The following is a 26,234-nucleotide window of genomic DNA, read 5'->3' as shown; positions in this document are numbered from 1 at the left end:
TCCCCTGTCGGTCCGTCGGCCCGGCCCGGCCTGGTCGGGGCAAGCGGTACCGTACCCGGGCACAACGGATCAATGCCGCACTGTCCACCTATGAGTGACGTCCGGTCGGGAGCCCGGGCCCGCGGCCGGCGTCCGCCGGCCCCCGCAGGTCCCGCGGACGACCAGCCGCGTCGGCAGTACGCGCGGCGGGAGCGGGCGGACGGCCTGCGGGTCGAGCAGCTCGCACAGGGCCGCGACGGCCGCGGTGCCGAGGGCGCGGTGGTCCTGGGCGACCGTGGTGAGCGCGGGGCGCACGAGGGTGGCCGCGTCGATGTCGTCGAAGCCGACGACCGCCAGGTCCCCGGGGACGGACAGCCCCGCGTCGGCGACGGCGTGCAGGGCGCCGATCGCCATCATGTCGCCCGCGGCGAACAGGGCCGTCGGCGGCTCGGGCAGGGCGAGCAGCCGCCGGACCGCCTCGCGGCCGCTGTCCAGGAAGAAGTCCCCCGTGACGACGTACTCCTCCGGCACCGCCAGCTTGAGGCGTGCGCAGGCGGCGCGGAAACCGGCCAGCCGCTCGGCGGCGGGGGTGAGTTCCGGCGGGCCGGTGACGGTGGCGATCCGGTGGTGCCCGAGGGAGTGCAGGTGGGCGACGGCCGCCTCCGCCCCGCCGGGGTTGTCGGAGGCGACGCCGACCGTGCGCGGGCCGTCCAGGGCGACGTCGAGACCGGCGCAGGGGATGCCCGAGGCCGCGAGGGCGCGCAGGGCGCGGTCGTCGGCGGGCCGGCCCATCGCGATCACGCCTTCCAGGCTGTGCCGGCGCACGGCCTGGACGTACGTCGTCTGCGGGTCCTCGGGCCCGGCCGTGGTGAGCAGCATGAGGTGGTAGCCCGCGTCGGACAGGGCGGTGCGCACCGAGCTCAGCAGGCCCTGCAGGAAGGGGTGGTGGAGGCCGCGCGACTCGTGCCCGGTGTCCCACAGCAGGCCGATGGTGTCGGAACGGCGCCGCACCAGGGTGCGGGCGGGTTCGTTGGGTGCGTAGCCCAGTTCGCCGGCCAGCCGCCGGATGCGCTCGCGGGTGGCCTGGCTGACCTCGGCCCGGCCGTTGAGCGCGCGCGAGACGGTCGCGGTGGACACCCCGCTGCGCCGGGCGAGCTCGCGGAGGGTGATCGCGGGGCCGGTTCCGGGCGGGGGTGCGGACGAGGGGTCCTCATGGGTTCGCAGCACGGTCACAGTCTTGACGATATGTCATGTCAGCGTCAGTCTGTCGGGTGCGACAGCAGCCGGAAACGTTTACGGCCAGTGCCCGGAAGGGCCCGGACAGGAACGGGATGCCTGCTATGCCAGCGAACGAACCGCGCGCACGCCTCATCCACGACCGGTGGAGAAATCGCAACCGGTGGCGGAACCTCCTCGTCCTCTCGACCGCGGCCGCCTGCGCCGCCGCGGTCGCCTCCGTCCCCGCCCGCGCCGACGGGCCCGTCTACGCCCGGGCCGGCGCGCCCGTCGAACTGCGCGTCAAGGACCTGCTGGGGCGCATGACCCTGCAGGAGAAGATCGGTCAGATGGACCAGGTCGCGGTCGCCCGCATCCAGGGCGACTGCGAGTGGAGCGGCGGTGAGCTCAACGAGAGCTGCATGAAGACCGTGCTCGCCGACTACCCCGTCGGCTCGGTGATCTCCGGCGGCGGCATGACCCCGGCCAGGAACACGCCCCAGGACTGGGCGAAGATGGTCAACGCCGTCCAGAAGTACGCGGTCACCAACACGCGCCTGCACATCCCCGTCCTGTACGGCGTGGACGCGGTCCACGGGCACAACAACGTGCTCGGCGCCACGGTCTTCCCGCACCAGATCGGCCTCGGCGCCACCTGGGACGCGGACACGGTGGAGGACTCCGCCGCGGCCACCGCCCGCGCCGTCGCCGCCACCGGCATCGACTGGAACTTCGCCCCCGTCGCCGACCTCGCCCGCGACCAGCGGTGGGGCCGCTACTACGAGACCTACGGCGAGGACCCGTTGCTCGCCGGCACCCTGGCCGCCTCCGCCGTGACGGGCATCGAGCACGCCGGCGGGTCCAAGCGCGTCGCCGCCAGCGTCAAGCACTACGGCGGCTACTCCGAGCCCTCCAACGGCCACGACCGCGTCCCCGCCGACGTCTCCGTCCGCTACCTCCAGGACACCCTCCTGCCCTCCTACCGGCAGGCGGTCCAGGCCGGCGCCAAGACCGTGATGGTCAACTCCGGTGCCGTCAACGGCGTACCGGCCACCGCGTCGACGTACCTGCTCACGAAGGTGCTCCGTCAGCAGTGGGGCTTCAAGGGCGTCACCGTCAGCGACTGGGAGGACGTGCGCGCCCTCCAGACCCGGTACAAGATCGCCGCGGACTACCCGGAGGCGATCGCCCTCGCCGTCAACGCGGGCCTCGACATGGCGATGGAACCGTACTTCGCCAAGGAGTGGAGCACCGGCCTGAGGACGGCCGTCGACCGCGGACTGGTCCCGACGCGGCGCATCGACGAGGCCGTGGGGCGCATCCTGCGCATGAAGTTCGAGCTCGGCCTCTTCGAGCACCCCTACGTGGACCCCGCCAAGGCCGACAAGGCGGTGCTCGGCGCGGACGCCGCCCTCGCGCGGCAGGCCGCGGCCGAGTCGCAGGTGCTGCTCCGCAACGAGGGCGGCGTGCTGCCGGTGCGCGCGGACGCCAAGCGCATCGTGGTGGCGGGCTCGTACGCGGACGACATCAACGACCAGGCCGGCGGATGGACGATCGGCTGGCAGGGCGTGCCCGAGGGCGTCGAACTGCCCGGGACGACCATCCTGGAGGGCATCCGCGCGGCGGCTCCCTCCGGCACCGAGGTCGTACGGGCCGCGACCGCGGACGACGCGGTGGCACAGGCGAAGGGCGCCGACCTGACCGTCGTCGTGGTCGGTGAGAAGGCCGCCGCCGAGGGCGCCGCGGACAGCCCGCGGCCCGAACTGTCCGCGGACCAGCAGGCGCTGGTCAAGGCGCTGAAGGCGAGCGGCAAGCCGGTCGTCACCGTGGTCGTCGCGGGCCGTCCGCTGGTCCTGGGCGACGCAGCCGGCACCGACGGCCTGGTGATGTCCTGGCTGCCCGGCACCGAGGGCGGCGGCGCCGTCGCCGACGTGCTGTTCGGCAAGGTCAACCCGGGCGGGCGGCTGCCGGTCTCGTGGCCGAAGGACATCGGCAACGAGCCCATGTACTACCAGCAGCTGCCGGGCACGAACGGCGGCCTGGAGTCGTCGTACGACGCGCTCTACCCCTTCGGATCGGGCCTTTCGTACACGACGTACGCCTACGACGCCCTCACCGCCGACGCCAAGGGCGTCAAGGTGACCGTCTCCAACACCGGCGCGCGGGACGGCGACCTGGTGGTCCCGGTCTACGCGTCACGGGCGGTCAGCGAGGTGTTGTGGCCGGCGCGCAAGCTGGTCGCCTTCACCAAGGTGCACCTGAGGGCGGGCGAGAAGCGGACCGTGCGGCTCGACTTCGCGCGCGGCGCGCTCGCCGTGACGCCGGGCGACATCGACGGCGCGGGGACACGGCGGGTCGAGCGCGGGACGTACACCTTCACGGTGGGGGACAAGAGCGCCGACGCGGTGCTGCGTTAGGCGGCGGGCGCCGGGGACCGCGGCGACCACGCCGCCTGCGGTCCCCGGCTTCCGGGGCGTCCCGGGCTACTCGACGAGACCGGCGAGCTTGCGCAGCGACTCGTTGAGCGCGGCGGTGGCGGTGTCCTTGAGCTTGCCCGCCATGAGGGCGACGGCCGCGCCGTTGAAGGCGCCGTCGATGCGGACGTCGGTCTGGTCGCCGTCCGGCGTGAGGCTGTAGCGGGTCAGCAGGTCCACGGCCATCGGGCCCTTGCCGGCGATCTCGAACCCCCGCCCGGGGTCCACGGACGTGACCTCCCAGTTCACCTCGGCCGGGAAGCCCATCAGCTTCATGTTCTCCCGGTAGGTCGCGCCCGTCTCCAGCGGCTCCGGACCGCCGTCGGGGAAGCCGGTGTGCGTGGTGCTCCACTGCGTGTGCGAGCTGAAGTCGGTGAGGGTGCGCCAGACCTTCTCGGCCGGAGCCGCGATGCGGGCCTGTGCGGAGACCTCGGCCATACGACCACACTCCCTTGTGTCGGCGAGTGAGCGGAACGTAACGGCCGGGACCGGAACTTTCAATACTGATGAACTGTCAGAAATGCTGTGGGGTGGCGGTCGTTCCTCAGGGCATCGGGCCGTCGTAGGCCGCGCGCGCCTGTTCCACCTCGTCCAGGTGGGCGTCCGACCAGCGTGCGAGCGTCGCGAACAGGGGCGCCAGGCTGCGCCCCAGCTCGCTGATCTCGTACTCGACCCGTGGTGGGACCTCCGGGTGGTAGGTGCGGACCACCAGTCCGTCGCGCTCCAGTTGGCGCAGGCGCTGCGTCAGCACCTTCGGGGTGATCCCGCCGATCCGGCGCTGCAGTTCGACGAACCGCTGCCGGCCGTGGGCGTGCAGGCTCCAGAGCACCGGTGTCGTCCAGCGGCTGAAGACGAGGTCCACGACCGGGCCGATGGGGCAGGCGAGTGCCGGGTCGGCGGTGCGGGAGGGGCCTTCACGAGGGGCCGGGCCGGGGGCGGCGTCGCGGTGCGCGGTCTCGGCGTTCATGACGGCTCCCTGGGGGCTTCCTGGAGGCTTCCTGGGACTTGAGGGATAGTCACTATCCCGTAGGTACCTACTATATCCACGGTGTTAGCTTCGCCGGGTCGTTGACCAACGGACCGGAATGGAGCGGGAAATGATCGCAGTGACAGGGGCCACCGGGAACGTCGGACGCCCTCTCGTACGGGCACTGGCGGCGGCGGGCGAGCCCGTGACGGCCCTCTCACGCCGGGCCCCCGCGGACGACCGGCTGCCCGCCGGCGTACGTCACGTAACCGTCGACCTCGCGTCGCCGGAGGGGCTGCGGCCCGCCCTCGCCGGCGCGAAGGCGCTGTTCCTGCTGGTGGCGGGGGAGCTGCTGGGGCCGCGGGCGAGGCCGCACGACCTGGTGGCGGCCGCCCGGGACAGCGGGGTGCGACGCATCGTCCTGCTCTCCTCGCAGGCGGCGGGGACCCGGCCGGACGCGGTCTCCCACGAGCCGCTGCGGGCCTTCGAGGCCGCGGTCCGCGACTCCGGCGTGGACTGGACGGTCCTGCGTTCGGGCGGCTTCGCCTCCAACGCCCTGGCGTGGGCGGACTCGGTGCGCACCGCGCGCACGGTGGCCGCGCCCTTCGCGGACGTGGCGCTGCCGGTCGTCGATCCCGCGGACGTCGCCGACGCCGCCGCGGTCGTCCTCCGTGAGGGGTCCCACGCGGGCCGGACCTACGTGCTGACCGGGCCCGAAGCGGTCTCCCCGCGCCGGCAGGCGGAGGTGCTGGGCGGGGAACTCGCAGTCCCGCTGCGGTTCGTCGAACTCAGCCGCGAGCAGGCCCGTGAGGGGATGCTGCGCTTCATGCCGGAGCCCGTGGCGGACGGCACGCTGGACATCCTGGGCGAGCCGCTGCTCGCCGAACAGAGGGTCGGCCCCGACGCCGAGGCACTGCTCGGGCGTCCGGCGCGGCCCTTCGCCGCCTGGGCCGCCCGCCACGCGGCGGCCTTCCGCTGACGCGGAGGTGCCGCCCCGGCCCTCGTGGGGGCGGGGCGGCACCGTGGTCCCGTCGCCCGGGTCAGGGACGGACGACGAGCTGGAAGGACTGCGCGGCGGAGCCGTCGCAGGGGCGCTGGACCAACTGGGTGCCGCTCGGGTCGCCGGTGGGGGCGGTGAGGCACTTGCCGCTGTGCCGGGCGGTGAAGTGGTAGCGGCCGCCGGACTCGGCGACGGGCTTCCACTGCTGGTTGGCGCCGCCGCCGTACGTCCACAGCTGGAGCGCGGCGTTGTCGGCGGTGGAGACGTCCGTGACGTCCACGGCCTTCGCGGTGTCGTTGCGGGCGGCCAGGCGCGTGTAGCCGCTGTCGGTGGACAGCACGCGGAAGTCCTGGGCGGTGGTGGAGTTGCAGGTGTACTGCTGGATCGCGGTGCCGTTGGCCGTGGCGGCGGCGCGGGCGTCCACGCAGCGGCCGCTGCCGGCGTTGACCAGGGAGTACCAGGAGGTCTCGGAGATCGGGTCGGTGGGGGCGGGGTCGCCCGTGGAGCCGGTGCCCAGCCACTTGAGGCCGTCGAGCAGGAAGGTGTTCTGGGTGGCGCTGGCGAAGGTCGACGACAGGGGGGTGTTGGTGTCGTAGTTCATTGCGTTGTGGCCGAAGTTGGCGTACAGCATGCGGTACTTGGTGTTGGTCCACAGGATCGGGTAGTAGCCGCTGTACCACGACTGGTTCGGGTCGGTGCCCAGGGGGAAGCTGACCGGGTCGACGGACGCCAGGACGTCGATGTCCGGGTTGTTGCGCAGGTCGTTGCTCCAGCTGTACCACTCGCTCACCGACGAGGTGAACGTCGCGGGCAGGTGCGTGGTGGAGGGGTGGGTGCGGTCCTCGACGCGCAGCACGGCGGTGGTGGGGCCCCAGGTGTTGGAGCGGAAGTTCCCGCTGCCGAGGAACTGGTTGTAGTACCAGGGCCAGCTCTGCGCGTTGTCGGTCCAGGCCGAGACGTGGAAGCCCATCCAGGCGCCGCCGCCGCGCATGTAGGTCTCGAAGCCGGAGCGCTGGGCGGCGCTCTGCGGGGCGTCGTCGAGGAAGAGGACGACCTGGTACTGCTTCAGCGCGTTCGCGTCGGTCAGCAGGTTCCAGTTGGTCGTCGAGGTGTACGTGAAGCCGTTGGCGGCGCCCGCCTGCGGGAACCACTGGTTGGCTTCCTTGACGAAGTTGATGTGGGCCGCGTCCCAGGTGCCGTTGTAGAACGCCAGCACCTTGAAGGGGGCGGCGGCGGGGGCGGACGTGGCCGGTGCGGCGACGGCGCCCAGGAGGACGGCGAGCAGCAGTAACAGGCGGGCGGCGGCGCGCCTCGCGGCGCTCGTGGCACGGGTCATGGGGGGAGGTCCTTCCCGGTCGGCGGGCGCGTGTGGGGGGCGCCGGTGGGGGAGCGGGGTGGGGAGAGGTGGTGGGGGGAGGCGGTGGGGAGGCCTTGTTCAACTCGTGATTTAAGGAGTGAAGGAAGGGTGCAGTCAAGACTTTGGTACAGACCAGTACGGTCCGCCCAGGTGGCCGTCGTTGATCAGCAGGTCCGGGCGGGGGGTCCGGCGGCGCGGTTCCCGGGGGGCGACCCGGCCGGACCGGCGCCTTCAAGTGTTGTCCGGCCCGGATGTGGCGGCGCTTGCCGGCCACACCGCGCCGCACCGTGTCGCATCGGCTGCCAACTGCGCAAATGCACTGCCCGGACATCGAGTTGAGGCACTACCACGCATCGGGCGGCGTTCGAAATCCGTAGCGCGACCTCTTGACGTGTCCGCTGCGGAAGCCTAACTTCACGCCGTGAAGAAAGGTCGATCCGACCTTTGAGCTGCTGTCGCATGGCCGGGCGCGTGCGCCCGGCCACCCCCCACCTCCGTCATGCCACGTCATGCCGTCGCCCGCTTCGGCATGCCCGCTCACACCCCCCACGGCGCCGCGCCCCGCGCGGCACAGGAGTCCTCCATGAGAACCCTCGGAGCGCCGTCCCGCGGCGTCCCCGGACGCGGCCGGGTCCGGCGCCGCGTCGCACCGCTCGCCCTCGGCGCGCTGTTCGCCTCGGGTCTGTCGGCCGTCGTGCTGACCGCCCCGCAGGCCCAGGCCGCCTCCCTCCCCACCGGCTGGGTGACCGTCGCCGCCAAGCACAGCGGCAAGTGCGTCGACGCCGCCGCCGCGGGCACCGCCGACGGCACCGCGGTCCAGCAGTACGCCTGCAACGGCACCACCGCGCAGCAGTGGCAGTTCCAGGCGACCAGCGACGGCTACGTCCGGGTCAACAACCGCAACGACGCGGCCAAGTCCTGGGACGTCACCGACGTCTCCACGGCGGACGGCGCGCCGGTCCAGCTCTGGTCGTACTCGGGCGGGGCCAACCAGCAATGGCTGCCGGTCGAGGAGACCGGCGGGACGTACCACTTCGTGAACCGCAACAGCGGCAAGTGCCTGGACGTGCCCGCCGCCTCCACCGCCGACAGCGCGCGCATCCAGCAGTACACCTGCAACGGCACCGCCGCGCAGTCCTTCAGCCTCGGCTCCACCGACACCCCGCAGAACCCCCCGGGCACCCCCGACCTCGGCCCCAACGTCTCGGTCTTCGACCCGTCGATGTCCTCGGCCGCCATCCAGAGCCGGCTCAGCCAGGTCTTCGGCCAGCAGGAGTCCAACCAGTTCGGCTCCCAGCGCTACGCCCTGCTCTTCAAGCCCGGCAGCTACAGCGTCGACGCCAACGTCGGCTTCTACACCCAGGTCGCGGGCCTGGGCCTGTCGCCGGACGACGTGACGATCAACGGCACGGTCCACGCCGAGGCCGACTGGTTCCAGGGCAACGCCACCCAGAACTTCTGGCGCTCCGCGGAGAACCTCTCCGTCAACCCGACCGGCGGCACCGACCGCTGGGCGGTCTCGCAGGCGGCCCCGTACCGGCGCATGCACGTCCGCGGCAACCTGCAGCTGGACGACGGCGGCTGGTCCAGCGGCGGCCTGATCGCCGACTCCAAGATCGACGGCCAGGTGCGTTCCGGTTCCCAGCAGCAGTGGCTGTCGCGGAACAGCCAGTGGGGCAGCTGGACGGGCTCCAACTGGAACATGGTCTTCGTCGGTGACGTCAACGCCCCCGCGAACACCTTCCCGAGCCCGCCGTACACCACGGTCGCGCAGTCGCCGGTGACGCGTGAGAAGCCGTTCCTGTACGTGGACTCGGCCGGCGCCTACAAGGTCTTCGTCCCGGCGCTGCGCACCAACACCCAGGGCACGACCTGGGCGGGCGGCAGCCCGGCCGGCAGCTCGCTGCCGATCGACCAGTTCTTCATCGTCAAGCCCGGCGCCACCGCCACCGACATCAACGGCGCGCTCGCCCAGGGCAAGAACCTGCTGTTCACGCCCGGCGTCTACCACCTCAACCAGACGCTCAACATCAACCGTGCCGACACCGTCGTCCTGGGCCTGGGCCTGGCCACCGTCATCCCGGACAACGGCATCACCGCGGTGAACGTCGCCGACGTCGACGGGGTCAAGATCGCCGGACTGCTCATCGACGCGGGCACCACCAACTCGCAGACCCTGATGCAGGTCGGCCCCGCCGGCTCGTCCGCGCGGCACACCGCCGACCCGACCTCGCTGCACGACGTCTTCTTCCGCATCGGCGGCGCGGGCGTCGGCAAGGCCACCCAGAGCCTGGTGGTCAACAGCTCGGACGTCATCGGCGACCACATGTGGCTCTGGCGCGCCGACCACGGCAGCGGGGTGGGCTGGACGAGCAACACCGCCGCCAACGGCCTGATCGTCAACGGCACGAACGTGACGATGTACGGCCTGTTCGTCGAGCACTACCAGCAGCACCAGGTGATCTGGAACGGCAACGGCGGCCGCACGTACTTCTTCCAGAACGAGATGCCGTACGACCCGCCCAACCAGGCCGCCTGGATGAACGGCTCCACCCGCGGCTACGACGCCTACAAGGTCAGCCCCTCGGTGACCAGCCACGAGGCCTGGGGCCTGGGCAGTTACTGCTACTTCAACGTCAACCCGTCCGTCGTCGCCGACCGGGCCTTCGAGGTCCCCGCGGTGTCCGGGGTCCGCTTCCACGACATGGTGACGGTCTCCCTCGGCGGCACGGGCACGATCAGCCACGTCATCAACAACAGCGGAGGCCCGTCCAACTCCGCGAACAACGTGGCCAACCTCGTCTCCGGTCCCTGACCCCGGCCGGACGAAGACCGGCGGGGCCGCCGCCGTCCGCACGGCGGGCGGCGGCGACCCCGCCCCCAGGCATGTCCGCGAGCCCTCCCGCGGTCATCGCGGCGCCCAACGAACCGGTGGCGCGGGGGGCTTGACGCAGGGCTGGTCTAGTCCATACCGTCATCGGCCATCAGCTGTTCATGTAGTGAGGCGATGTTCACCTACATGAACGGCTGTCCAGATCCCCCCACCCCGCTGTCCCACCCCCCCCTCAACGGCTTGCCCCCCACGACGTGCACCCCGGGTGCGCACACGAAGGAGCCGTCCCGTGCTGAAATCCGCCGTCAGAGCCCTCGCCGCGGCCCCCGCCGTCCTCGCGATGGCCGCCACCGCCGTCGTCGCCACCGGCGGCTCCGCGAGCGCCGCCGCCAACCCCGGCCCCGGCTTCCCCGCCCACTACGCCGCGCCCTACGTCGAGACCTGGAACTCGCCCTCGGCGATGACGAACGCCCGCAACGCGACGGGCCTGAAGTACTTCACCCTCGCCTTCGTCATCGACGGCGGCGGCTGCAACGCCATGTTCAACGGCGACACGCCCGTCACCGACGCCGGCTGGACCTCCGCGGTCAACTCCCTGCGGGCCGCCGGCGGCGACGTCATCGTCTCCTTCGGCGGTGCCTCCGGTACCGAGGTCGGACTCTCCTGTACGACCGTGTCCGCACTCAAGGCCCAGTACAAGAAGGTCGTCGACGCCCTCAACCTCACCCGCGTCGACCTGGACGTCGAGGGCAGCGCGATCGCCAACACCGCGGCGAACGACCGCCGCAACAAGGCGCTCGCCCAGCTCCAGCAGGAGTACGCGGCCGCCGGGCGCAAGCTCGACGTCCAGTACACCCTGCCGTCCATGCCGAACGGCCTGGACGACAACGGGACGAAGCTGCTCGCCAACGCCAAGAGCAACGGGCTGAACGTCAACCTCGTCAACATCATGACGATGGACTACTACGACGGGACCCGCGACATGGGCAAGGCGGCCACCGACGCCGCCACCGCCCTGCGCGGCCAGCTCGGCGCCATCTGGCCGGAGAAGTCCGACGCCCAGTTGTGGGCGATGGAGGGCAACACCCCGATGATCGGGGTCAACGACGACACCAGCGAGATCTTCACCACCGGCAACGCCAGCACGCTCGCCAACTTCGCCAAGTCCAAGGGCATCCAGGAGCTCGCCTTCTGGGCGCTCGGCCGCGACAAGGCCTGCGCCACCAACGGGCAGCTCTCCGACAGCTGCAGCGGCACCCCGCAGAGCGCCTGGCAGTTCTCCTCCGTCTTCAACACCGTGACCGGCGGCGGCACCACCCCGCCGCCCACCGGCTCCACCGGCCAGATCACCGGCCTCGGCGGCAAGTGCGTCGACATCGCCGCCGCGAGCAGCGCCAACGGCACCGCCGTCCAGATGTACGACTGCAACGGCACCACCGCGCAGCAGTGGACGGTGGGCACCGACGGCACGCTGCGCGCCCTCGGCAAGTGCATGGACCTCACCGCCGCCGGCACCGCCAACGGCACCAAGGTCCAGCTGTACGACTGCAACGGCACCGGCGCCCAGGTCTGGCAGCGCGGCAGCGGGGACACCGTGGTCAACCCCGCGTCCGGCAAGTGCCTGGACGTCACCGACAAGTCCACCGCCAACGGCGCCCGGCTGCAGATCTGGACCTGCGCCGGCGGCACCAACCAGCAGTTCCACCTCCCGGCCTGACGGCCCCACCGCCGCCGCCCGGCGCACCGCGCGACCGCGGTGCGCCGGGCGGCCGCATGCCAGGATCGGTGCGTGACCGACGACCAGGCACCCGTGACCGCCGACGCCCTCCGGGAGCGCATGCGCTCCGCGCCCGTCCTCGGCGGACCCCTCCCGTCCTTCGACCCCGCGACCGCCGGACCCGAACCCGGGCCGCTGTTCGCCCGCTGGCTGGCGTACGCCCTCGACGACGGCGTCCCGGAGCCGCACGTCATGACCCTCAGCACGGCGGACGCCGCCGGACGGCCCTCGGCACGGGTGCTCATGCTGCGCGGCGTCGACCTCGACCGTCCCGCCTTCGACTTCGCCTCGGACGCGGCCAGCCGCAAGGGCCGCGACCTGGCGGACCGCCCCCACGCCGCGCTCACCTGGTACTGGCCGAGGCACGGCCGGCAGATCCGGGTGACCGGGCCGGTCGAGACCCTGGACCGCGCCACCGCCCGCCGCGACTTCCTCGGCCGCCGTGAGGCCTCCCGGATCGCCGGCTTCACGGGCGTGATGAGCGCCCCGATGCAGGGGCGCGGCGCGTACGAGGAGGCCCGGCGCCGGGCCACCGGGCACGTCGCCGCCCACCCCGACGACGTGCCCGAGGGCCACACCGTCTACCGGCTCGTCGCCGACGAGGCCGAGTTCTGGCAGGCCGCCCCCGCCCAGGGCCACGTCCGCCTCCGCTACACCCGCGACCCCGCCGCCCCCGGCGGCTGGACACGGGGACTGCTCTGGCCCTGAGGCCTCACGGCAGGTGCCGCACCCCCGGCGGGCCGGAAGCGGTGCGGACGCGGGCGGCGTCCTGGCCCGGCGGGGCGCCGAACAGGCGGCGGTACTCGCGGTTGAACTGGGTGGGGCTGGCGTAGCCGACGACATGGCCGACGCCCGCGACGTCCTCGGGCCGGGCCACCAGGAGCGAGCGGGCCTCCTGGAGGCGGATGCGTTTCTGGAACTGCAGGGGGCTCATGGTCGTCACGGCGCGGAAGTGCCGGTGGAAGGCGGAGGGGCTCATGCCGGCGAGACGGGCGAGGTCCTCGATCCGCAGGGGCTCGGCGTAGTGGTCGCGAATCCAGTGGATGGCCCGGCTGACGTGGGACAGGCCGCTGTCGGCCAGCCCGATCTGACGGACCATGGCGCCGTGGGGGCCGGTGAGCAGCCGCCAGAGGATCTCCCGCTCGATCATCGGGGCGAGCACGGGGGCGTCCGCGGGGTGGTCGAGCAGCCGCAGCAGCCGCACGACGGCGTCGAGGAGGTCGGGTCCGGCCTCACCGGTCGCGATCGCGGGCGGGGCGGACGCGGCTCGGGCCCGGCGCCCGGGCGGTGCCTCCAGCAGCAGCGGGGCGATGGCGGCGGCGCGCAGGACCAGCCCCATGCCCAGCGCGGGGTGCCGCGGGCTCATGTCCACGTAGTGGCCGGTGACCGGCAGGACCGCGGTGACCACGAGGTACTGCCCCGCCCGGTAGTCGTGCACCTCCTCGCCGAGCAGCAGGCGCTTGCCGCCCCGGGCCATGACGACCAGCAGCGGTTCGGTCAGCGAGTAGTCGGGCGGGGCCGTCGCCACCCGCGAGAGCAGCAGCCCGTCGATGGGCGTCCGCAGGTCGGGCCGGGCGTGGGTCGAGATGAGGCCGCGGACCTCGTCCAGGAGGTCGGGAGGGGTGCGCACACCTCACCGAACCATCCCCTCCAGGGGCCCGGCAAGCCCGATCGGGGCGAAGTCGGCAGGATCGGGCAAGAGCCCGCGAGGATCGGTCTACCCCGCCGGAGCCGTCTCCCGTTGCATGGAGTGGACAGATTCCGACGCACAAGGGAGCACGTCCATGCCGCTCGACCACTACGTCACCCTCGGCCGATCGGGGCTGCGGGTCAGCCCGTTCGCGCTCGGCGCGATGACCTTCGGCGAGGACCCCGGCGGCGCCGGGTGCAGCGTCGAGGAGTCGGAGAAGATCCTGGCGACCTACCTGGACCGCGGCGGGAACTTCATCGACACCGCGAACTTCTACACCAACGGCCACTCGGAGCGGATCCTCGGCGACTGGTTCGCCGCCCACCCCGGACGGCGCGAGCACGTGGTGCTGGCGTCGAAGTTCTTCACCAACCTCTTCCCCGGCGACCCCAACGGCGGTGGCGCGGGCCGCGGTTCGATCGTCGCCCAGCTCGACGAGACCCTGCGCCGCCTGCGCACCGACCACCTGGACCTGTACTGGCTGCACAACTGGGACCGGCACACCCCGATCGAGGAGACGATGCGCACCCTCGACGACCTGGTGCGCGCGGGCAAGATCCGCTACATCGGCTTCTCCAACACCCCTGCCTGGCTGACCGCGCAGGCCCAGACCACCGCACTGCTGAAGGGCTGGACCCCGCTGATCGCGCTGCAGGTCGAGTACTCGCTGCTGGCCCGCACCGTGGAGGGCGAACTCGGCCCGCTCGCCCTCGACCAGGGCATGGCGCTCGTGCCGTGGAGCCCGCTGAAGAACGGCTTCCTGTCCGGCAAGTACCGGCGCGGCGGCGCGGTCGCCGACTCCGTCCGTACCTCGTTCGTGGGCGGTCCCGGGGAGGACGAGTACCCCGTGATCGAGGAGGTCGCCGCCGTCGCCGACGAGCTGGGGACCACCTCGGCGGCGGTGTCCCTGGCGTGGCTGCGCGCCCGCGAGGGCACCGTCGTGCCGATCGTCGGCGCGCGGCGTCTGGAGCACCTCGAGGACAACCTCGCGGGCCTGGAGACGGTCCTCGCCCCGGAGCACCTGCGGCGGCTGGACGAGGTGTCGGCCCCGGTGCTGGGCTACCCGGCGCCCCTGCACGGCGAGTTGCAGGCGATGCTGCAGTTCGCGGGCACCACGGTCGACGGCCGGGCGTCCACGGTGTACCCGCCGCTGCTGCAGAGCGACGTCCGCTACTGAACCGCCCGCGGCGCCCGGCCCGGGTCCGGCCCGGGTCCGGGCCGGGGTCGGTCCGGGGCTGGTCCTGGGGCCGCCGTCATCCCTGAGGAGGACGCGGCGCACGGGGGTGCCCGTCCAGCGCAGGACGGCGGAATGGGACCGTGCGGCGATGCCGTCCGGGCGTGCCGTCTGATGGGGTGGACCGCGTGCACTGGAACGACTCGCGGCTCGGCGCCGAGCTGCGCACCGTGACCGCCGCCGCCCGGCGGCGCGCCACGAGGGACGGGGACCGGCAGGTCGACACCGCGCACCTCCTGCACTCCCTCCTCGAGGCCGACCCGCGGGCGCGGGAAACCGTGGAGGGAGCGGACGGTGCGGGCGCGGCCGGTACGACGGGTGCCGCCGGCGGCCGGCGGGTGGCGCGCGTCCTCGGCTACCTCGCGCAGCGCAGCATCGGCTACGGCATCGCCTGGCGGGACGCGGTCGAGGACCCGGGCGCCGGAAGCGTGCTCACCGCCGTCGTCGCACCCGGCTGGAGCCCGGCCGCCGCCGCGGCCCTGCGTGCGGCCGCCGTCCGCGCCGGGGAGCGGGGCGCGCCGCGGGCCGACGGGACCGACCTGCTCGCTGCGCTCGTCGCCGACCGGGGGAGCCGGGCGGCGCAGGTGCTGAGGTCGGCGGGGGTCGAACCGGAGGTCCTGGCCGGGCGCCCGCGCCCGCCACGTACCGAGGGCGACAGTCGCCACAGGGATGACGGTCCTGTCGCGAGCTGACATCATGGCCCGATGCATGTGTCTCAGGGGAGGAACGCCGGGCTCTGGCTCGCGCTGGTGTCCGCGTTCGCGTTCGGCGGTTCGGGGGTGGCGGCCAAGCCGCTGATCGAGGCGGGGCTCGACCCGCTGCACGTGGTGTGGTTGCGCGTCACCGGCGCCACACTCGTCATGCTCCCCGTGGTGCTGCGGCACCGGGCGCTCCTGCTGCGCCGCCCCGGTCTGCTGCTCGGCTTCGGCCTGCTCGGCGTCGCCGGCGTCCAGACGCTCTACTTCGCGGCGATCTCCCGCATCCCGGTCGGCGTCGCGATCCTCGTGGAGTTCCTCGGCCCCGCGCTGCTGCTCGGCTGGGTGCGCTTCGTCCAGCGCAAGGCGGTCAGCAAGGCCGCGGCGATCGGTGTCGTGCTCGCCGTCGGCGGCATGGCCGCGGTGGTCGAGGTGTGGTCCGGGCTCGCCTTCGACCCGCTGGGCCTGGCGCTCGCCTTCGGCGCCGCCTGCTGCCAGGTCAGCTACTTCGTCCTGGCCGACCACGGCAGCGAGGGCGACGACGCGCCGGACCCGGTCGCCGTCATCGCCTACGGCCTGGCCATCGGCGCCGTCGTGCTCACCGCGGTCTCCCGCCCCTGGTCGATGGACTGGTCGGTGCTCACCCGGCAGGCGGCCCTGGGCGAGACCGACGTGCCCGCGGTCCTGCTCGTCGGCTGGGTCGTGCTGGTGGCCACCGTGCTCGCCTACCTGACCGGTGTGGTCGCCGTACGACGGCTGTCGCCGCAGGTGGCCGGAGTCGTGGCCTGCCTGGAGGCGGTGGTCGGCACCGTCTTCGCGTGGGTGCTGCTGGGCGAGCACCTCGCCCTGCCGCAGATCATCGGCGGAACGCTCGTACTGGCGGGCGCCTTCGTCGCCCAGACCGCCAAGAAGCAGGGCACGACCACGGTCGTCGCCTCCGGCACCCCGGCCGACGCGGAGGCCGCGTCGTCCCGCACGCAGCCTGTGTAACGCTCCCGCCGGGCCCCGGCGCCGGCCCTGCGGGGGTCTCGTCGTCTCGGCCGCGCACCGCTGCGGAGGACCGACACGACCGTCCGGGACACCTGCGCGGCCTGTGTCGCCCCCCGCCCTCGTCGCTACGCGCGCCGGCCCCTTGGCCGTGTCGTCACATGCCCGCCTGCCCCGCGACGTCTGGTACAGCACTCCCCCAGCCTTCGGCCGGGAGTGCCCCCACGCTGCGTTGTCGAATCGTCCGAGTGGCCCACTACGAGGACGACTCTCCGCCTTGCGATGCACCGCACCTGGGGGCACCTCCCAGCGAAGCTGGGGGAGCTCCATTGACGACACGGCCTAGGCCCGGCCACGTCCCGTGGGGCGCGGGGGTGTTCCACCCGCCGCCGGGCCGCCGGGTCCGGCACCGGCGGTGGCGCTGGTCCGCGTGCCGCGGACGGCGTCGGCGCGGCGTGGTCCGCTGGAGTCACCGGTAGTCGATGGGTGCTCGTCGTCGCGGCCACGCGCCGCGGGCGGCCGGGGCGTTCCGCCTGTGGGGGTCCGGCACCGGCGGTCGCGTTGGTCCGCGTGACGCGCGCTGGTGTCGGTGGCGCGGCCAAGCTGGGGCGGCGCTCGCGGCCGCCCCGGCACAGCGTGATCGTCCCCGTCCGGTTCGCCATGCGCGCTGCCCCGTCCGCCGGGTCCGGTAGCGGCGGTCGCGCTTGTCGGTTCGTCCCCGGCTGTCGGCCGCGGGCCGTGGAGAGCGTCGGTTCCGGCGTTCCGCGCCAGGGTCACCGACCCGCCACGCCGGGCCGCAGCGGTCGTGGTGCCCCCGGTGCCGTGCGCCGACGGCGCCCCCCGTCCGTGCATCTCCGGCCGGGCTTCCGCAATCACCCCTACAACCATTCCTCCCCACGGCGTGTCAAAGACCGTGCCGGAGAAGGAAACGGGCTCTTTCCGGACACCCCCGCACCGCCCGGTCGTCCTGAGCGAAGGAGCCGCTCATGCGCAAGAACCGCTCGGCTGCGGTCACCGCGGCATCATTTCTCCTCATCACGGGCGCGGCCATCGCCACCGCGCCCGCCTCCGTCGCCGGGACCCCCGGCGGCACCCATGCAAGTGACCGCAACCGGGACTTCAACGGCGACGGGTACGAGGACGTGCTGACCGGCGCGCCCGGCGCCACCGTGGGCGGGCGTTCCGGCGCCGGTGCCGTCACCGTGCAGTACGGCGGGCCCAAGGGGGTCACCACCAGCGCCAAGGTCTTCAGCCAGAACACCTCCGGCGTGCCCGGCGCCGCCGAGACCGGCGACGCCTTCGGCCAGGCCGTGGCCAGCGGGGACCTCGACGGGGACGGGTACGACGACGCCGTCGTCGGCATCCCCGGCGAGGACCTGGGCGGCGTCGGCGCCGACGCGGGCGGCATCGTGGTCCTGTGGGGCTCGGCGAAGGGGCTGTCCGGCGCCGCGAGCGACTGGCTGCAGTCCGTCAGCGCCATGAAGGGCGACCGGTTCGGCAGCGCCCTGGCCGCCGGGCACTTCACCACCTACGTCCCGGGTGACCTGCTCGCCGTGATCGACAAGGTGGGGCTGTCGATCTTCCAGTACGAGTCCGTGCCGCAGGCCGCCGCCCGCAAGGGCGGGGACGCGGGGACCTTCACGCCCTTCAAGGACCGGCGGCGCACGCCGCTCGCCCGGCAGGCGGAAGGGCCCGGCATCGCGCCCACCTCGCTGACGACCGGCGACTACGACGACAACGGCCTGGCCGACCTCGTGGTCTCCGGCCTCAGCCTGGGCGACGAGCCGGGCTACGGCTGGTCGTACGTCCTCCTCAGCGACGACATCGATCCGCTGCCCGTCACCGCCCTGCGCGGCGGCCCCGTCGTCGCCTCCGGCGACGTCAACGGCGACGGCTTCGACGACCTGGTCACCGGGGAGCCGCACAGCCCCGACGACGGCGGCGCGTCGATGACCGGCGGCATGGTCGGCGTCTACTACGGCAGTCCGGACGGGCCGGTCGGGCAGGAGGGTCCGGGGAGCCCGCCCGTGTGGTGGACCCAGGACAACGCCGGAGTGCCGGGTGTCTCGGAGCGCGGTGACGGCTTCGGCTCGGACCTCTCCGTCGGGGACGTCAACCGCGACGGGTACGCGGACGTCGCGATCGGCGCCTCGGGCGAGGACATCGGCAGCGTCGCCGACGCCGGAGCCGTGTGGGTGCTGCGCGGTTCGGCCGGGGGCCTGACCACCGCCGGTGTCCTGGACGTCAGCCAGAACACCGCGGGCGTCCCGGGCGCCGCCGAGAAGGCCGACAAGTTCGGCGCCCAGGTCTCCTTCACCGACCCCAACCGCGACGGCTACTTCGGTCTGCTCGTCGCGGCCCCGGGCGAGAACACCAACGACGGCGTGGTGTGGGTGTTCTCGGCGGGCGCCGGCGGCCTCAAGCTGCCGGGGAGCTGGACGTACGGCGGCGGTTCGCTCGGCGCCCCGTCGCAGAACGCCCGGTTCGGCGCGGCGATCGACGACTAACCGCGCTGCCCGAGGCGGCGCAACTGCTGGGTCCGGGCGGCGTCGTCGCCCGGACCGTCGCGCTCGGCCAGCAGCCCGCTCACCCGCCACTGGGTCTCGCGCGGGCGGTTCCCGCCGAACTTGAACTTGGCGCGCACGTCGGTGACCTCCAGCCGCAGCCCGCGGATCCCGGGCAGCATCCGGCCGAACGGCGCCTGGCCGGGGACGACGGGGGCGTGGTCGCCGCGCGGCTGGAAGTGGGCGAGCTGCCGGTGTAGGAGGTCCGCCTTCTCCTGCGGGTCGTCCACGAGGTGGGCCACGCAGAGCAGTTGCACGGCGGCGTAGTAGCTGGTGGGCGTCCCGTGCTCGGGCGGGGTGCCCTCGGGGGCGTGCCAGGGGCCGGGGATGAAGGTGTAGTCGTCGACGATGCTGAGCGTCACCCGGGGGTGGGCCTCGATCGCGGCCCACAGCGGGTTCGGCCGGGCGAGGTGGGTGACCGCCTCGCGCCGTCCGGCGTCGTAGGCGAAGTGCAGCGGCTGGACGAACGGGGGCTCGCCGCCCAGGCCGTTGACCGCGAGCTGGCCGAAGTCGTGCGCGGCCAGCCAGTCCTGCCACTCGGCCTCGTCGAGGGCGGCGTCCCAGGGGTGGACGAGCATGCGCGGGGCTCCTTTCAGCGCGCGGTGAGGTAGCCGGGGACGGCGATCGACGGGTCGAGGTCGTCGGCGGGTTCGGGCGTCCCGTAGAAGCGGGTCACCGGCAGCACGCCCGTCCAGTGGGGGAGCGCCAGGTCCTCGGGGTCGTCGCCGGGGCCGCCGGTGCGCACCTTGGCCGAGACCTCGTGCAGGTCGAGGGCGATGACGGCGGTGGCGGCCAGTTCCCTGGCGTTGGCGGGGCGGGAGTCGGCGGCGCGGCCGGGCACGATGTGGTCGACGAGGGCGTCCAGGGCCGCGGAGCGCTCGGCGGGGTCGGTGACCTGGCGGGCCACGCCGTGCACCACCACCGAGCGGTAGTTGATCGAGTGGTGGAAGGCGGACCGGGCCAGCACGAGCCCGTCCAGGTGCGTCACGGTCAGGCAGACCGGGAGCCCGGTGTCCTCGCCGGCGCCGCGCAGCGGACGGGAGCCGGTGGAGCCGTGCACGTAGAGCCGCTCGCCGACGCGGGCGTAGAGGGTCGGCAGCACGACCGGTGCCCCGTCGCGGACGAAGCCGAGGTGGCAGAGGTAGTCCGCGTCGAGGATCGCGTGCACCAGGTCGCGGTCGTACGAGGCACGCTCGCGGCTGCGGGTCGGGACCGTGCGGTCGGTGGCAGCGTACGCATCGGCAGCGGAGGGCGTGGCGGACATGGCGCGATCCTTTGCACTAGTGCATAATGCCTTTTGTGCTAGGAGAGTACACGTTCACCGGCCGGGGTGCAGCGGACATCGCGGCGAGCGTCGAACGGGCCATCGGGGAGGGCGCGCTGGCGCCCGGCGCCGCGCTGCCGCCGCTGCGGGAGCTCGCCGCGGAACTCGGCGTCAACCCCAACACCGTCGCCGCCGCCTACCGTCTGCTGCGCGACCGCGGCGTCATCGAGACGGCGGGCCGGCGCGGCAGCCGGGTGCGCAGGCGTCCGGCGACCACCGCGCGGGACGAGATCCGCCTGGAGGTGCCGCCCGGGGTGCGGGACCTGTCCACGGGCAACCCGGACCCCGCCCTGCTGCCCCCGCTCGGGGAGGCAATGGCCGAGGCTGCCGCCCGCAACGCGCGGCAGCCCACGCTGTACGGGCGGTCCCCGGTCGAGGAGGAGCTCGCCGCGCTCGCGCGTGCGGCCTTCGACGCCGACGGGGTGCCGCCCGGCCCGGTCGGCCTCACCTCCGGTTCGCTCGACGCCATGGAGCGCGCGCTCACCGCCCACCTGCGGCCGGGGGACGCGGTGGCCGTGGAGGACCCCGGCTGGGGCAGCGTCTTCGATCTCGTCCCCGCCCTGGGGCTGCGCGCGGTCCCGGTCGGCGTGGACGACGACGGCCCGCTGCCGCACGACGTGGACGCCGCCCTGCGGCAGGGCGCGCGGGCGCTGATCGTCACCGACCGCGGCCAGAACCCGACCGGGGCCACGCTCTCCGCGGCGCGCGCCGGCGAACTGCGCGCCGTCCTGAGCGGCCACCCGCAGGTGCTCGTCATCGACGACGACCATGTGAACGGCCTGACCGAGCTGCCGCTGCACCCGCTCGCCGGGAGCACCCCGCACTGGATGCTGGTCCGCTCGACCGCCAAGGCCTACGGCCCCGACCTGCGCCTGGCCGTCCTCACCGGCGACCCGGTCACGCTCGACCGGGTCCGCGGCCGCTACCGGCTCGGGCCCGGCTGGGTCAGCCATCTGCTGCAGCACACCGTCGCCCACCTCTGGCGCACCGGAGCGGTCGACGTTCCGGTCGTCTCCGCCGCCTACGCCGCGCGCCGCGACGCTCTGGTGCGGGCGCTGGCCGACCGCGGCGTCCCGGCGCACGGCCGCAGCGGCATGAACGTCTGGGTCCCGGTGCCCGACGAGACCGGGGCGGTCGCCCGGCTCCTGCAGGCGGGCTGGGCGGTCGCGCCCGGCGCGCGCTTCCGCCTGGACTCCCCGCCGGGCATCCGCATCACCGTCTCCCCGGTCGCGGCGGACGAGGTCCCGGCCCTTGCCGACGCCGTCGCCGCCGCCGTCCGGCCGCACCGCGCCGGGCGCTTCGGCTGACGGGGCGCGGGCCGGAGGGGATCAGGCCGCCGGACGGCGCTGGGTCAGCGCCGCGCCGGCGAGCACGACGAGGGCGCCGACCGGCTCGTTCCACGTCAGGTGCTCGTCCAGCAGGGCGACACCGGCAGCGGTCGCGATGACCGGGATCAGGTAGGTGACCATCGTGGCGATGGTCGGGCCCTTCTCCGCGACGATCCCGTACTGCAGGAGGAAGGCGATCCCGGTGCCCAGCGCGCCCAGCGCCACGACCGACAGCGTCGGCCAGAGCGGGAACGAGCCGGGCGTGGAGGTGAACAGCGGGGTCAGCACGGCCAGTTGGACGGTGCCGAGCAGCAGCTGCGCGGAGGACATCGACAGCGCCGAGTTGCCGCTGCCGCTCAGGGTGCGGCGCACGTAGATCCACCCCACCGCGTAGCTCGCGGAGGCGCCCAGGGCCATCGCGGTGCCCGCCGGGTCCGTCCCGGAGAAGCCCTGCCAGGCGCCGAGGACGGTCAGCACGCCGACGAAGCCGATGCCGACCCCCGCGACCCGCTGCCGGGTCGGCTTGTCGTCCGAGAGCGCCACCACCGACAGCACCATGCTCCACAGCGGGGTCGTGGCGTTGCAGATCCCCGCGAGCGTGGAGGGGATGGTGAGCTCCGCGTACGCGAAGAGCGTGAACGGCAGCGTGTTCAGCAGCAGAGCGGCGACCGCCATGTGCCCCCAGGTGCGGGCGCCGCGCGGCATCCGTTCGCGCTTCACGGCGAAGGCGGCGGCCAGCACGGCGGTGCCGAAGACCATGCGGCCGAGCGCGACCTGCAGCGGGGCGTACGCCTCGGTGCCCACCTTGATGAACAGGAAGCTGAAGCCCCAGATGAGCGCGAGCACGGCCCAGCTGACGCGCCAGTCCACCACGGGGCGGCGGCGCGTGGTGACCGAGGGGACGGCGGGGGCGGGCGAGGTGTCGGTGGGGGAGGGGGCGGCCACGGCGGCCGGGTGGCGGGTGCTGGGTGCGCTCATGGCCATCACCATGACGGATTGAACCTCTTAGGACAAGCGAGAAAACCTGTCGGTGATCACGTAGTGTTGCTTACATGTTGAACCTCGAGCGCCTGCGCATCCTGCATGCGATCTCCACCTATGGCTCGGTGAGCGCCGCGGCGGACGTCCTGCACGTGACGACCTCGGCCGTCTCCCAGCAGATGGGCAAGCTCGAACGCGAGACGGGGCAGACGCTGCTGGCCAAGAACGGCCGCGGGGTCCGCCTCACCGACGCCGGCCGGCTGCTGTCCGGGCACGCCGACCGCATCCTCTCCCTCGTCGAGCTTGCCCACTCCGACCTGGAGGCGCACCGCGGCGCCGCGGTCGGCGAGCTGCGCATGGGGGCCTTCCCCACCGCGGTGCGCGGCCTGTTCCCGCAGGCGCTCGCGGCGACGCGGCACGACCACCCCAAGCTGCGCGCGATGGTCCACGAGATGGAGCCCCAGGACGCGCTGGCCCGGCTCGTCCGCGGCGACATCGACCTCGCGGTCGTCCTCGACTGGTACAACAAGCCGCTGTCGCTGCCCGGGGGCCTGGCCAAGGAGCCGCTGCTCGACGACCTCGCCGACGTGGTCGTCCCCGAGGGCCACCCCCTGGCGGGCCGCGACGAGGTCGACCTCGGCGAACTCGCCGACGACGACTGGATCGCCTGGCCGGACGGCGGCTTCTGCCACGAGTGGCTGCTGTTCACCCTGCGCGGCAAGGGTGTGGAACCGCGCATCGCCCACCACGCCGAGGAGCACCCCACGGTGCTGGCCCTCGTCGCCGCCGGCCTGGGCGTCGCCGTCGTCCCGCGCCTCGGGCGCGGCCCCCTCCCGGCCGGGGTCCGCGCGATCCGCGTGCGCCACACCATGAAGCGCCACATCTACGCCGTCTGGCGCTCCGACGCCGACCGCCGCCCCGCCATCCGCGCCGCCGTCGAGGCCCTGCGCCGGGCGGGCGAGGACGTGGCGGCCGCCGAGGGCTGATCGCGTTCGGGGCCGCCGCGCGTGCGCTAGCCGAGCCCCGGCATCTTGCGGAAGTCCCAGGAGACGACGGAGTCCGGGGTCAGGCGCAGCCACGCGTGGCGACCGTCGTGGGGCATGGACTCCAGGCCGAAGTTCTTGGCGGCGAACAGCCGCTCGACGGCCTCCAGGTCCGGGTGGGGCTCGCCGGTGCGGGGCGCCTCGCCGACGAACTCGAGGGTGCCGGAGAGCTCGACGCCGCGCAGTTCGCCGTACTCCGTGCCGTCGTCCACGACGACCGCGACCCGCGGATCACGCCGCAGGTCGGCCCAGCGGCGGCTGCGGACGATCGAGTACAGCCACAGGGACGTCCCGTCCCAGACGAACCACAGCGCGCCCACGTGCGGGCGGCCGTCGGGCGAGACGGTCGCGACGCGGCAGGTGCGCTGCGCGCCGAGGAAGGCGTCGGCCTCCTGCGGGGTCATCATGATCCGGCGCCCGCGCCGCTGTGCGACGGCCATGTGCGTCCCCCACTTCCCTGCCTGACGACTCGTCAGATACGGTCGCTCGGGACGACGGTAAGGCAGCCGCGCACGAGGGGGCAAGCATGACGGACGGCAACCGGGACCGCAGGCTCGACGCGCTCCTGACCCCCCGGTCCACCGCCGTGCTCACCGTCGAGTGCCAGCGCGGGGTGGTCGGTCCGGACGGCGCGCTGCCGGAACTCGCGGCCGCCGTACGGGCCTCGGGGGCGCTGGACGCCACCGCGCGGCTGGTCACCGCGGCCCACGCGGCGGGCGCCACCGTGGTGCACGCCGTCGCCGAACGCCGCGCCGACGGCCGCGGGTCCAGCCGCAACGCGCGGATCTTCCGCGCCGCCGAGCGGCTGCCCGTCCTGCAGCTCGCGGGTACACCGGCGGTCGAGGTCGCCGAGGAGATAGCGGTCGGTGCCGGCGACTTCGTCGTGCGACGGCTGCACGGGCTGTCGCCGGTCGCCGGCACCGGCCTCGACGCCGTGCTGCGCAACCTGGGCGTGCGCACGGTCGTCGTCACCGGGGTGTCGGCCAACGTGGCCGTTCCCAACGCCGTCTTCGACGCGGTCAACCTCGGCTACCAGGCGGTCGTGCCCGCGGACGCCATCGCCGGGGTGCCGCAGTCGTACACCGCGGACATGGTCCGGCACACCCTCGCGCTCGTCGCCACGGTCACCACCGCCGACGAGGTCATCGGCAGCTGGAAACGGTCCGGGCCGGGCCCGGGGGGCTCAGGCCAGGGCCACTGAGTCCCCCTCCACCTTGATGTTCGCCGCCGGCAGCGGCTGGGTCGCCGGGCCGTTGGCCACGCTGCCGTCCTTGATGCTGAACTTGCTGCCGTGGCATGGGCAGTTGATCGTGCCGCCCGCGATCTCGTTGACGGCGCAGCCCTGATGGGTGCAGATCGCCGAGAACGCCTTGAACGAGCCCGCCTCGGGCTGGCAGACGACGACCTTCTTGTCCGCGAAGATCTTGCCGCCGCCGACCGGGATGTCCGAGGTCTTGGCCAGCGCCGCCTCGGCCCCGCCGCCGGCGGGCGCCGACCCCCCGGTCCCCTGGTCGCCGCCCTGCGGGGGCGCGGCAGGGCTGTAGGCGCCCGCGGAGTCGTTGGAGTCACCGCACGCGGCCAGCGCGGCCGCGAGCCCCGCCGCACCCACCCCGGCGACCACGGCGCGGCGGGTCGGAGCTCCTGCGGTGCCAGTCGTCTCGGCCATGCGTCACACATCCTGTTGCCTCGTCCGTTCCGGACCGCCAGCCGGGGCCCGGGAGCGTCGGTCACGCCCTGCCCTGTCGTACGGACGAGATGGGTGAGCCGTTCAACCATCCCAGGGAAATCTCACGTGCGGCCGCATGTCCGCGCGAAGCGCCGAGGCTAGTAGTGCGTGCTGACGAAGACGTTGATCCATCGATCGATGTCCCCAAGGCGGCCCACCACTGCTCCGCCCACCAAACCCTCCGGGTGCCGGAACCACGGCGCGGCGTGGCCGTGGGACACCGATCACTAGGATGCGTCCATGGAGGAAGTGACCGGGATCCGCTACGTCACGCCGTTGCGTGAGGGCGGATCGGTTCCCGGGGTCGTCGAGGCCGACGACCTGGGGACCTACGTGGTGAAGTTCGTGGGCGCCGCACAGGGGCGCAAGGCGCTGGTCGCGGAGGTGATCGCGGGGGAGCTGGCCCGGCGGCTGGGGATGCGGGTGCCGGTGCTGGTGCGGTTCCAGTTCGACCCGGTGATCGGGCTCGGCGAGCCGGACCAGGAGATCCAGGACCTGCTGAAGGCCAGCGGCGGCCTCAACCTCGGCATGGACTTCCTCCCCGGTGCGCTCGGCTTCGACCCGCTGGTCTTCGAGGTGGAGTCCGGCGAGGCGGGCCGGATCGTGTGGTTCGACGCCCTCGTGGGCAACGTCGACCGCTCGTGGCGCAACCCGAACATGCTGGTCTGGCACCAGGACCTCTGGCTGATCGACCACGGCGCCTCGCTGATCTTCCACCACAACTGGAAGGGCGCAGACCAGGCCGCGGACAAGCCGTACGACGCCGCCGACCACGCCCTCGCCCGCTTCGCCCCGGACGTCGAGGCCGCCGCCCGCGACCTCGCCCCGCGGGTGGACGAGGCGCTGCTGCGCGAGGTCACCGCCCAGGTCCCCGACGAGTGGCTGGTGGACGAGCCCGGGTTCGCCGGCCCGGACGAGGTGCGGCGCGCGTACGAGCGGGTGCTGCTGGCGCGCGCCGGCTCGGTGGGGGAGCGGATCACCCTCGCCCCGAAGCAGCAGGAGAAGCAGGCGCCGCCGGAGTGGCTGCGCACCTGGGTCGAGGGGAAGGCCGCCAAGTGAG

General features: G+C 73.6%; 23 protein-coding genes. 13 read left to right on the top strand and 10 right to left on the bottom strand.

Annotated elements, in window-relative coordinates; genetic code table 11:
- Positions 1-69: 69 nt before the first annotated feature.
- Positions 70-1,212: a LacI family DNA-binding transcriptional regulator gene (locus tag AC1VWI_RS09475; RefSeq protein ID WP_499510518.1), complete on the bottom strand. Its 1,143-nt coding sequence runs from the start codon at positions 1,210-1,212 to the stop codon at positions 70-72.
- 107 nt (positions 1,213-1,319) lie between these two features.
- On the opposite strand from AC1VWI_RS09475, the gene AC1VWI_RS09470 reads away from it, so the two are divergent.
- Complete coding sequence (locus AC1VWI_RS09470) at positions 1,320-3,611, top strand: glycoside hydrolase family 3 N-terminal domain-containing protein (protein ID WP_499510517.1); 2,292 nt, start codon at positions 1,320-1,322, stop codon at positions 3,609-3,611.
- A gap of 66 nt (positions 3,612-3,677) precedes the next feature.
- Here AC1VWI_RS09470 and AC1VWI_RS09465 read toward each other — a convergent pair whose 3' ends face one another.
- Both AC1VWI_RS09465 and AC1VWI_RS09460 read right to left on the bottom strand, forming a co-directional pair.
- The gene (locus AC1VWI_RS09465) at positions 3,678-4,106 is read right to left on the bottom strand and encodes a type II toxin-antitoxin system Rv0910 family toxin (protein ID WP_499510516.1); all 429 of its coding nucleotides are present in this window, start codon (positions 4,104-4,106) and stop codon (positions 3,678-3,680) included.
- A gap of 106 nt (positions 4,107-4,212) precedes the next feature.
- Positions 4,213-4,635: a winged helix-turn-helix transcriptional regulator gene (locus tag AC1VWI_RS09460; RefSeq protein ID WP_499510515.1), complete on the bottom strand. Its 423-nt coding sequence runs from the start codon at positions 4,633-4,635 to the stop codon at positions 4,213-4,215.
- Between the two features lie 130 nt (positions 4,636-4,765).
- Here AC1VWI_RS09460 and AC1VWI_RS09455 point away from each other — a divergent pair, with 130 nt between their 5' ends.
- Positions 4,766-5,614, top strand: coding sequence for an SDR family oxidoreductase (locus AC1VWI_RS09455; protein WP_499510514.1), 849 nt, complete (start codon positions 4,766-4,768; stop codon positions 5,612-5,614).
- Between the two features lie 61 nt (positions 5,615-5,675).
- On the opposite strand, the gene AC1VWI_RS09450 is transcribed toward AC1VWI_RS09455, so the two are convergent.
- Positions 5,676-6,971: a ThuA domain-containing protein gene (locus tag AC1VWI_RS09450; protein WP_499510513.1), complete on the bottom strand. Its 1,296-nt coding sequence runs from the start codon at positions 6,969-6,971 to the stop codon at positions 5,676-5,678.
- 604 nt (positions 6,972-7,575) lie between these two features.
- Here AC1VWI_RS09450 and AC1VWI_RS09445 point away from each other — a divergent pair.
- The 3 genes from AC1VWI_RS09445 to AC1VWI_RS09435 all read left to right on the top strand — a co-directional run bounded on the left by AC1VWI_RS09445 (position 7,576) and on the right by AC1VWI_RS09435 (position 12,310).
- Complete coding sequence (locus AC1VWI_RS09445; protein ID WP_499510512.1) at positions 7,576-9,807, top strand: pectate lyase-like domain-containing protein; 2,232 nt, start codon at positions 7,576-7,578, stop codon at positions 9,805-9,807.
- Positions 9,808-10,114: 307 nt separating this feature from the next.
- Positions 10,115-11,542 carry an RICIN domain-containing protein gene (locus AC1VWI_RS09440; protein WP_499510511.1) on the top strand — a complete coding sequence of 476 codons (1,428 nt, stop codon included), beginning with the start codon at positions 10,115-10,117 and terminating at the stop codon, positions 11,540-11,542.
- Between the two features lie 72 nt (positions 11,543-11,614).
- On the top strand, positions 11,615-12,310 hold the full coding sequence (locus AC1VWI_RS09435) for a pyridoxine/pyridoxamine 5'-phosphate oxidase (RefSeq protein WP_499510510.1): 696 nt from the start codon (positions 11,615-11,617) through the stop codon (positions 12,308-12,310).
- 4 nt (positions 12,311-12,314) lie between these two features.
- Here AC1VWI_RS09435 and AC1VWI_RS09430 read toward each other — a convergent pair whose 3' ends face one another.
- Positions 12,315-13,232: an AraC family transcriptional regulator gene (locus AC1VWI_RS09430; protein WP_499510509.1), complete on the bottom strand. Its 918-nt coding sequence runs from the start codon at positions 13,230-13,232 to the stop codon at positions 12,315-12,317.
- 154 nt (positions 13,233-13,386) lie between these two features.
- On the opposite strand from AC1VWI_RS09430, the gene AC1VWI_RS09425 reads away from it, so the two are divergent.
- The 4 genes from AC1VWI_RS09425 (at position 13,387) to AC1VWI_RS09410 (ending at position 18,715) form a co-directional block, all read left to right on the top strand.
- Positions 13,387-14,469 (top strand): aldo/keto reductase, encoded by a 1,083-nt coding sequence (locus AC1VWI_RS09425; RefSeq protein WP_499510508.1) that lies wholly within the window; start codon positions 13,387-13,389, stop codon positions 14,467-14,469.
- Positions 14,470-14,654: 185 nt separating this feature from the next.
- Positions 14,655-15,218: a peptidase gene (locus AC1VWI_RS09420; protein WP_499510507.1), complete on the top strand. Its 564-nt coding sequence runs from the start codon at positions 14,655-14,657 to the stop codon at positions 15,216-15,218.
- Between the two features lie 12 nt (positions 15,219-15,230).
- Positions 15,231-16,211, top strand: a complete 981-nt coding sequence (locus tag AC1VWI_RS09415; protein WP_499510506.1) for an EamA family transporter — start codon at positions 15,231-15,233, stop codon at positions 16,209-16,211.
- Between the two features lie 983 nt (positions 16,212-17,194).
- A complete protein-coding gene (locus AC1VWI_RS09410; protein ID WP_499510505.1) occupies positions 17,195-18,715 on the top strand; it encodes an FG-GAP repeat protein in 1,521 nt (506 codons plus the stop codon).
- Here the strand turns inward: AC1VWI_RS09410 and AC1VWI_RS09405 are convergent.
- A complete protein-coding gene (locus AC1VWI_RS09405) occupies positions 18,712-19,350 on the bottom strand; it encodes an FMN-binding negative transcriptional regulator (protein ID WP_499510504.1) in 639 nt (212 codons plus the stop codon). The genes AC1VWI_RS09410 and AC1VWI_RS09405 overlap by 4 nt on opposite strands.
- A gap of 14 nt (positions 19,351-19,364) precedes the next feature.
- Entirely contained in the window at positions 19,365-20,036 is a 672-nt protein-coding gene (locus AC1VWI_RS09400; RefSeq protein WP_499510503.1) for a pyridoxamine 5'-phosphate oxidase family protein, read from the bottom strand.
- 35 nt (positions 20,037-20,071) lie between these two features.
- Between AC1VWI_RS09400 and AC1VWI_RS09395 the strand changes: the two genes are divergently transcribed.
- Positions 20,072-21,403 (top strand): aminotransferase class I/II-fold pyridoxal phosphate-dependent enzyme, encoded by a 1,332-nt coding sequence (locus tag AC1VWI_RS09395; protein WP_499510502.1) that lies wholly within the window; start codon positions 20,072-20,074, stop codon positions 21,401-21,403.
- 21 nt (positions 21,404-21,424) lie between these two features.
- Here the strand turns inward: AC1VWI_RS09395 and AC1VWI_RS09390 are convergent, their stop codons facing one another.
- A complete protein-coding gene (locus AC1VWI_RS09390; RefSeq protein WP_499516754.1) occupies positions 21,425-22,408 on the bottom strand; it encodes a DMT family transporter in 984 nt (327 codons plus the stop codon).
- Between the two features lie 68 nt (positions 22,409-22,476).
- Between AC1VWI_RS09390 and AC1VWI_RS09385 the strand changes: the two genes are divergently transcribed.
- On the top strand, positions 22,477-23,391 hold the full coding sequence (locus tag AC1VWI_RS09385) for a LysR family transcriptional regulator (protein ID WP_499510501.1): 915 nt from the start codon (positions 22,477-22,479) through the stop codon (positions 23,389-23,391).
- A gap of 26 nt (positions 23,392-23,417) precedes the next feature.
- Here the strand turns inward: AC1VWI_RS09385 and AC1VWI_RS09380 are convergent, their stop codons facing one another.
- Complete coding sequence (locus AC1VWI_RS09380) at positions 23,418-23,888, bottom strand: pyridoxamine 5'-phosphate oxidase family protein (protein ID WP_499510500.1); 471 nt, start codon at positions 23,886-23,888, stop codon at positions 23,418-23,420.
- 86 nt (positions 23,889-23,974) lie between these two features.
- On the opposite strand from AC1VWI_RS09380, the gene AC1VWI_RS09375 reads away from it, so the two are divergent.
- Entirely contained in the window at positions 23,975-24,649 is a 675-nt protein-coding gene (locus AC1VWI_RS09375) for an isochorismatase family protein (RefSeq protein ID WP_499510499.1), read from the top strand.
- Here AC1VWI_RS09375 and AC1VWI_RS09370 read toward each other — a convergent pair.
- Positions 24,632-25,114, bottom strand: coding sequence for a Rieske (2Fe-2S) protein (locus AC1VWI_RS09370; protein ID WP_499510498.1), 483 nt, complete (start codon positions 25,112-25,114; stop codon positions 24,632-24,634). The two genes, AC1VWI_RS09375 and AC1VWI_RS09370, sit on opposite strands and share 18 nt — an antisense overlap.
- Before the next feature lie 300 nt (positions 25,115-25,414).
- Between AC1VWI_RS09370 and AC1VWI_RS09365 the strand changes: the two genes are divergently transcribed.
- On the top strand, positions 25,415-26,233 hold the full coding sequence (locus tag AC1VWI_RS09365; RefSeq protein ID WP_499510497.1) for a HipA family kinase: 819 nt from the start codon (positions 25,415-25,417) through the stop codon (positions 26,231-26,233).
- Position 26,234: the final 1 nt, after the last annotated feature.

The sequence above is a fragment of the Streptomyces sp. TOM-9 genome, assembly GCF_056858595.1.
The sequence above is the reverse complement of the archived record's forward strand: the minus strand, read 5'-3'. Positions and strand labels throughout refer to the sequence as shown.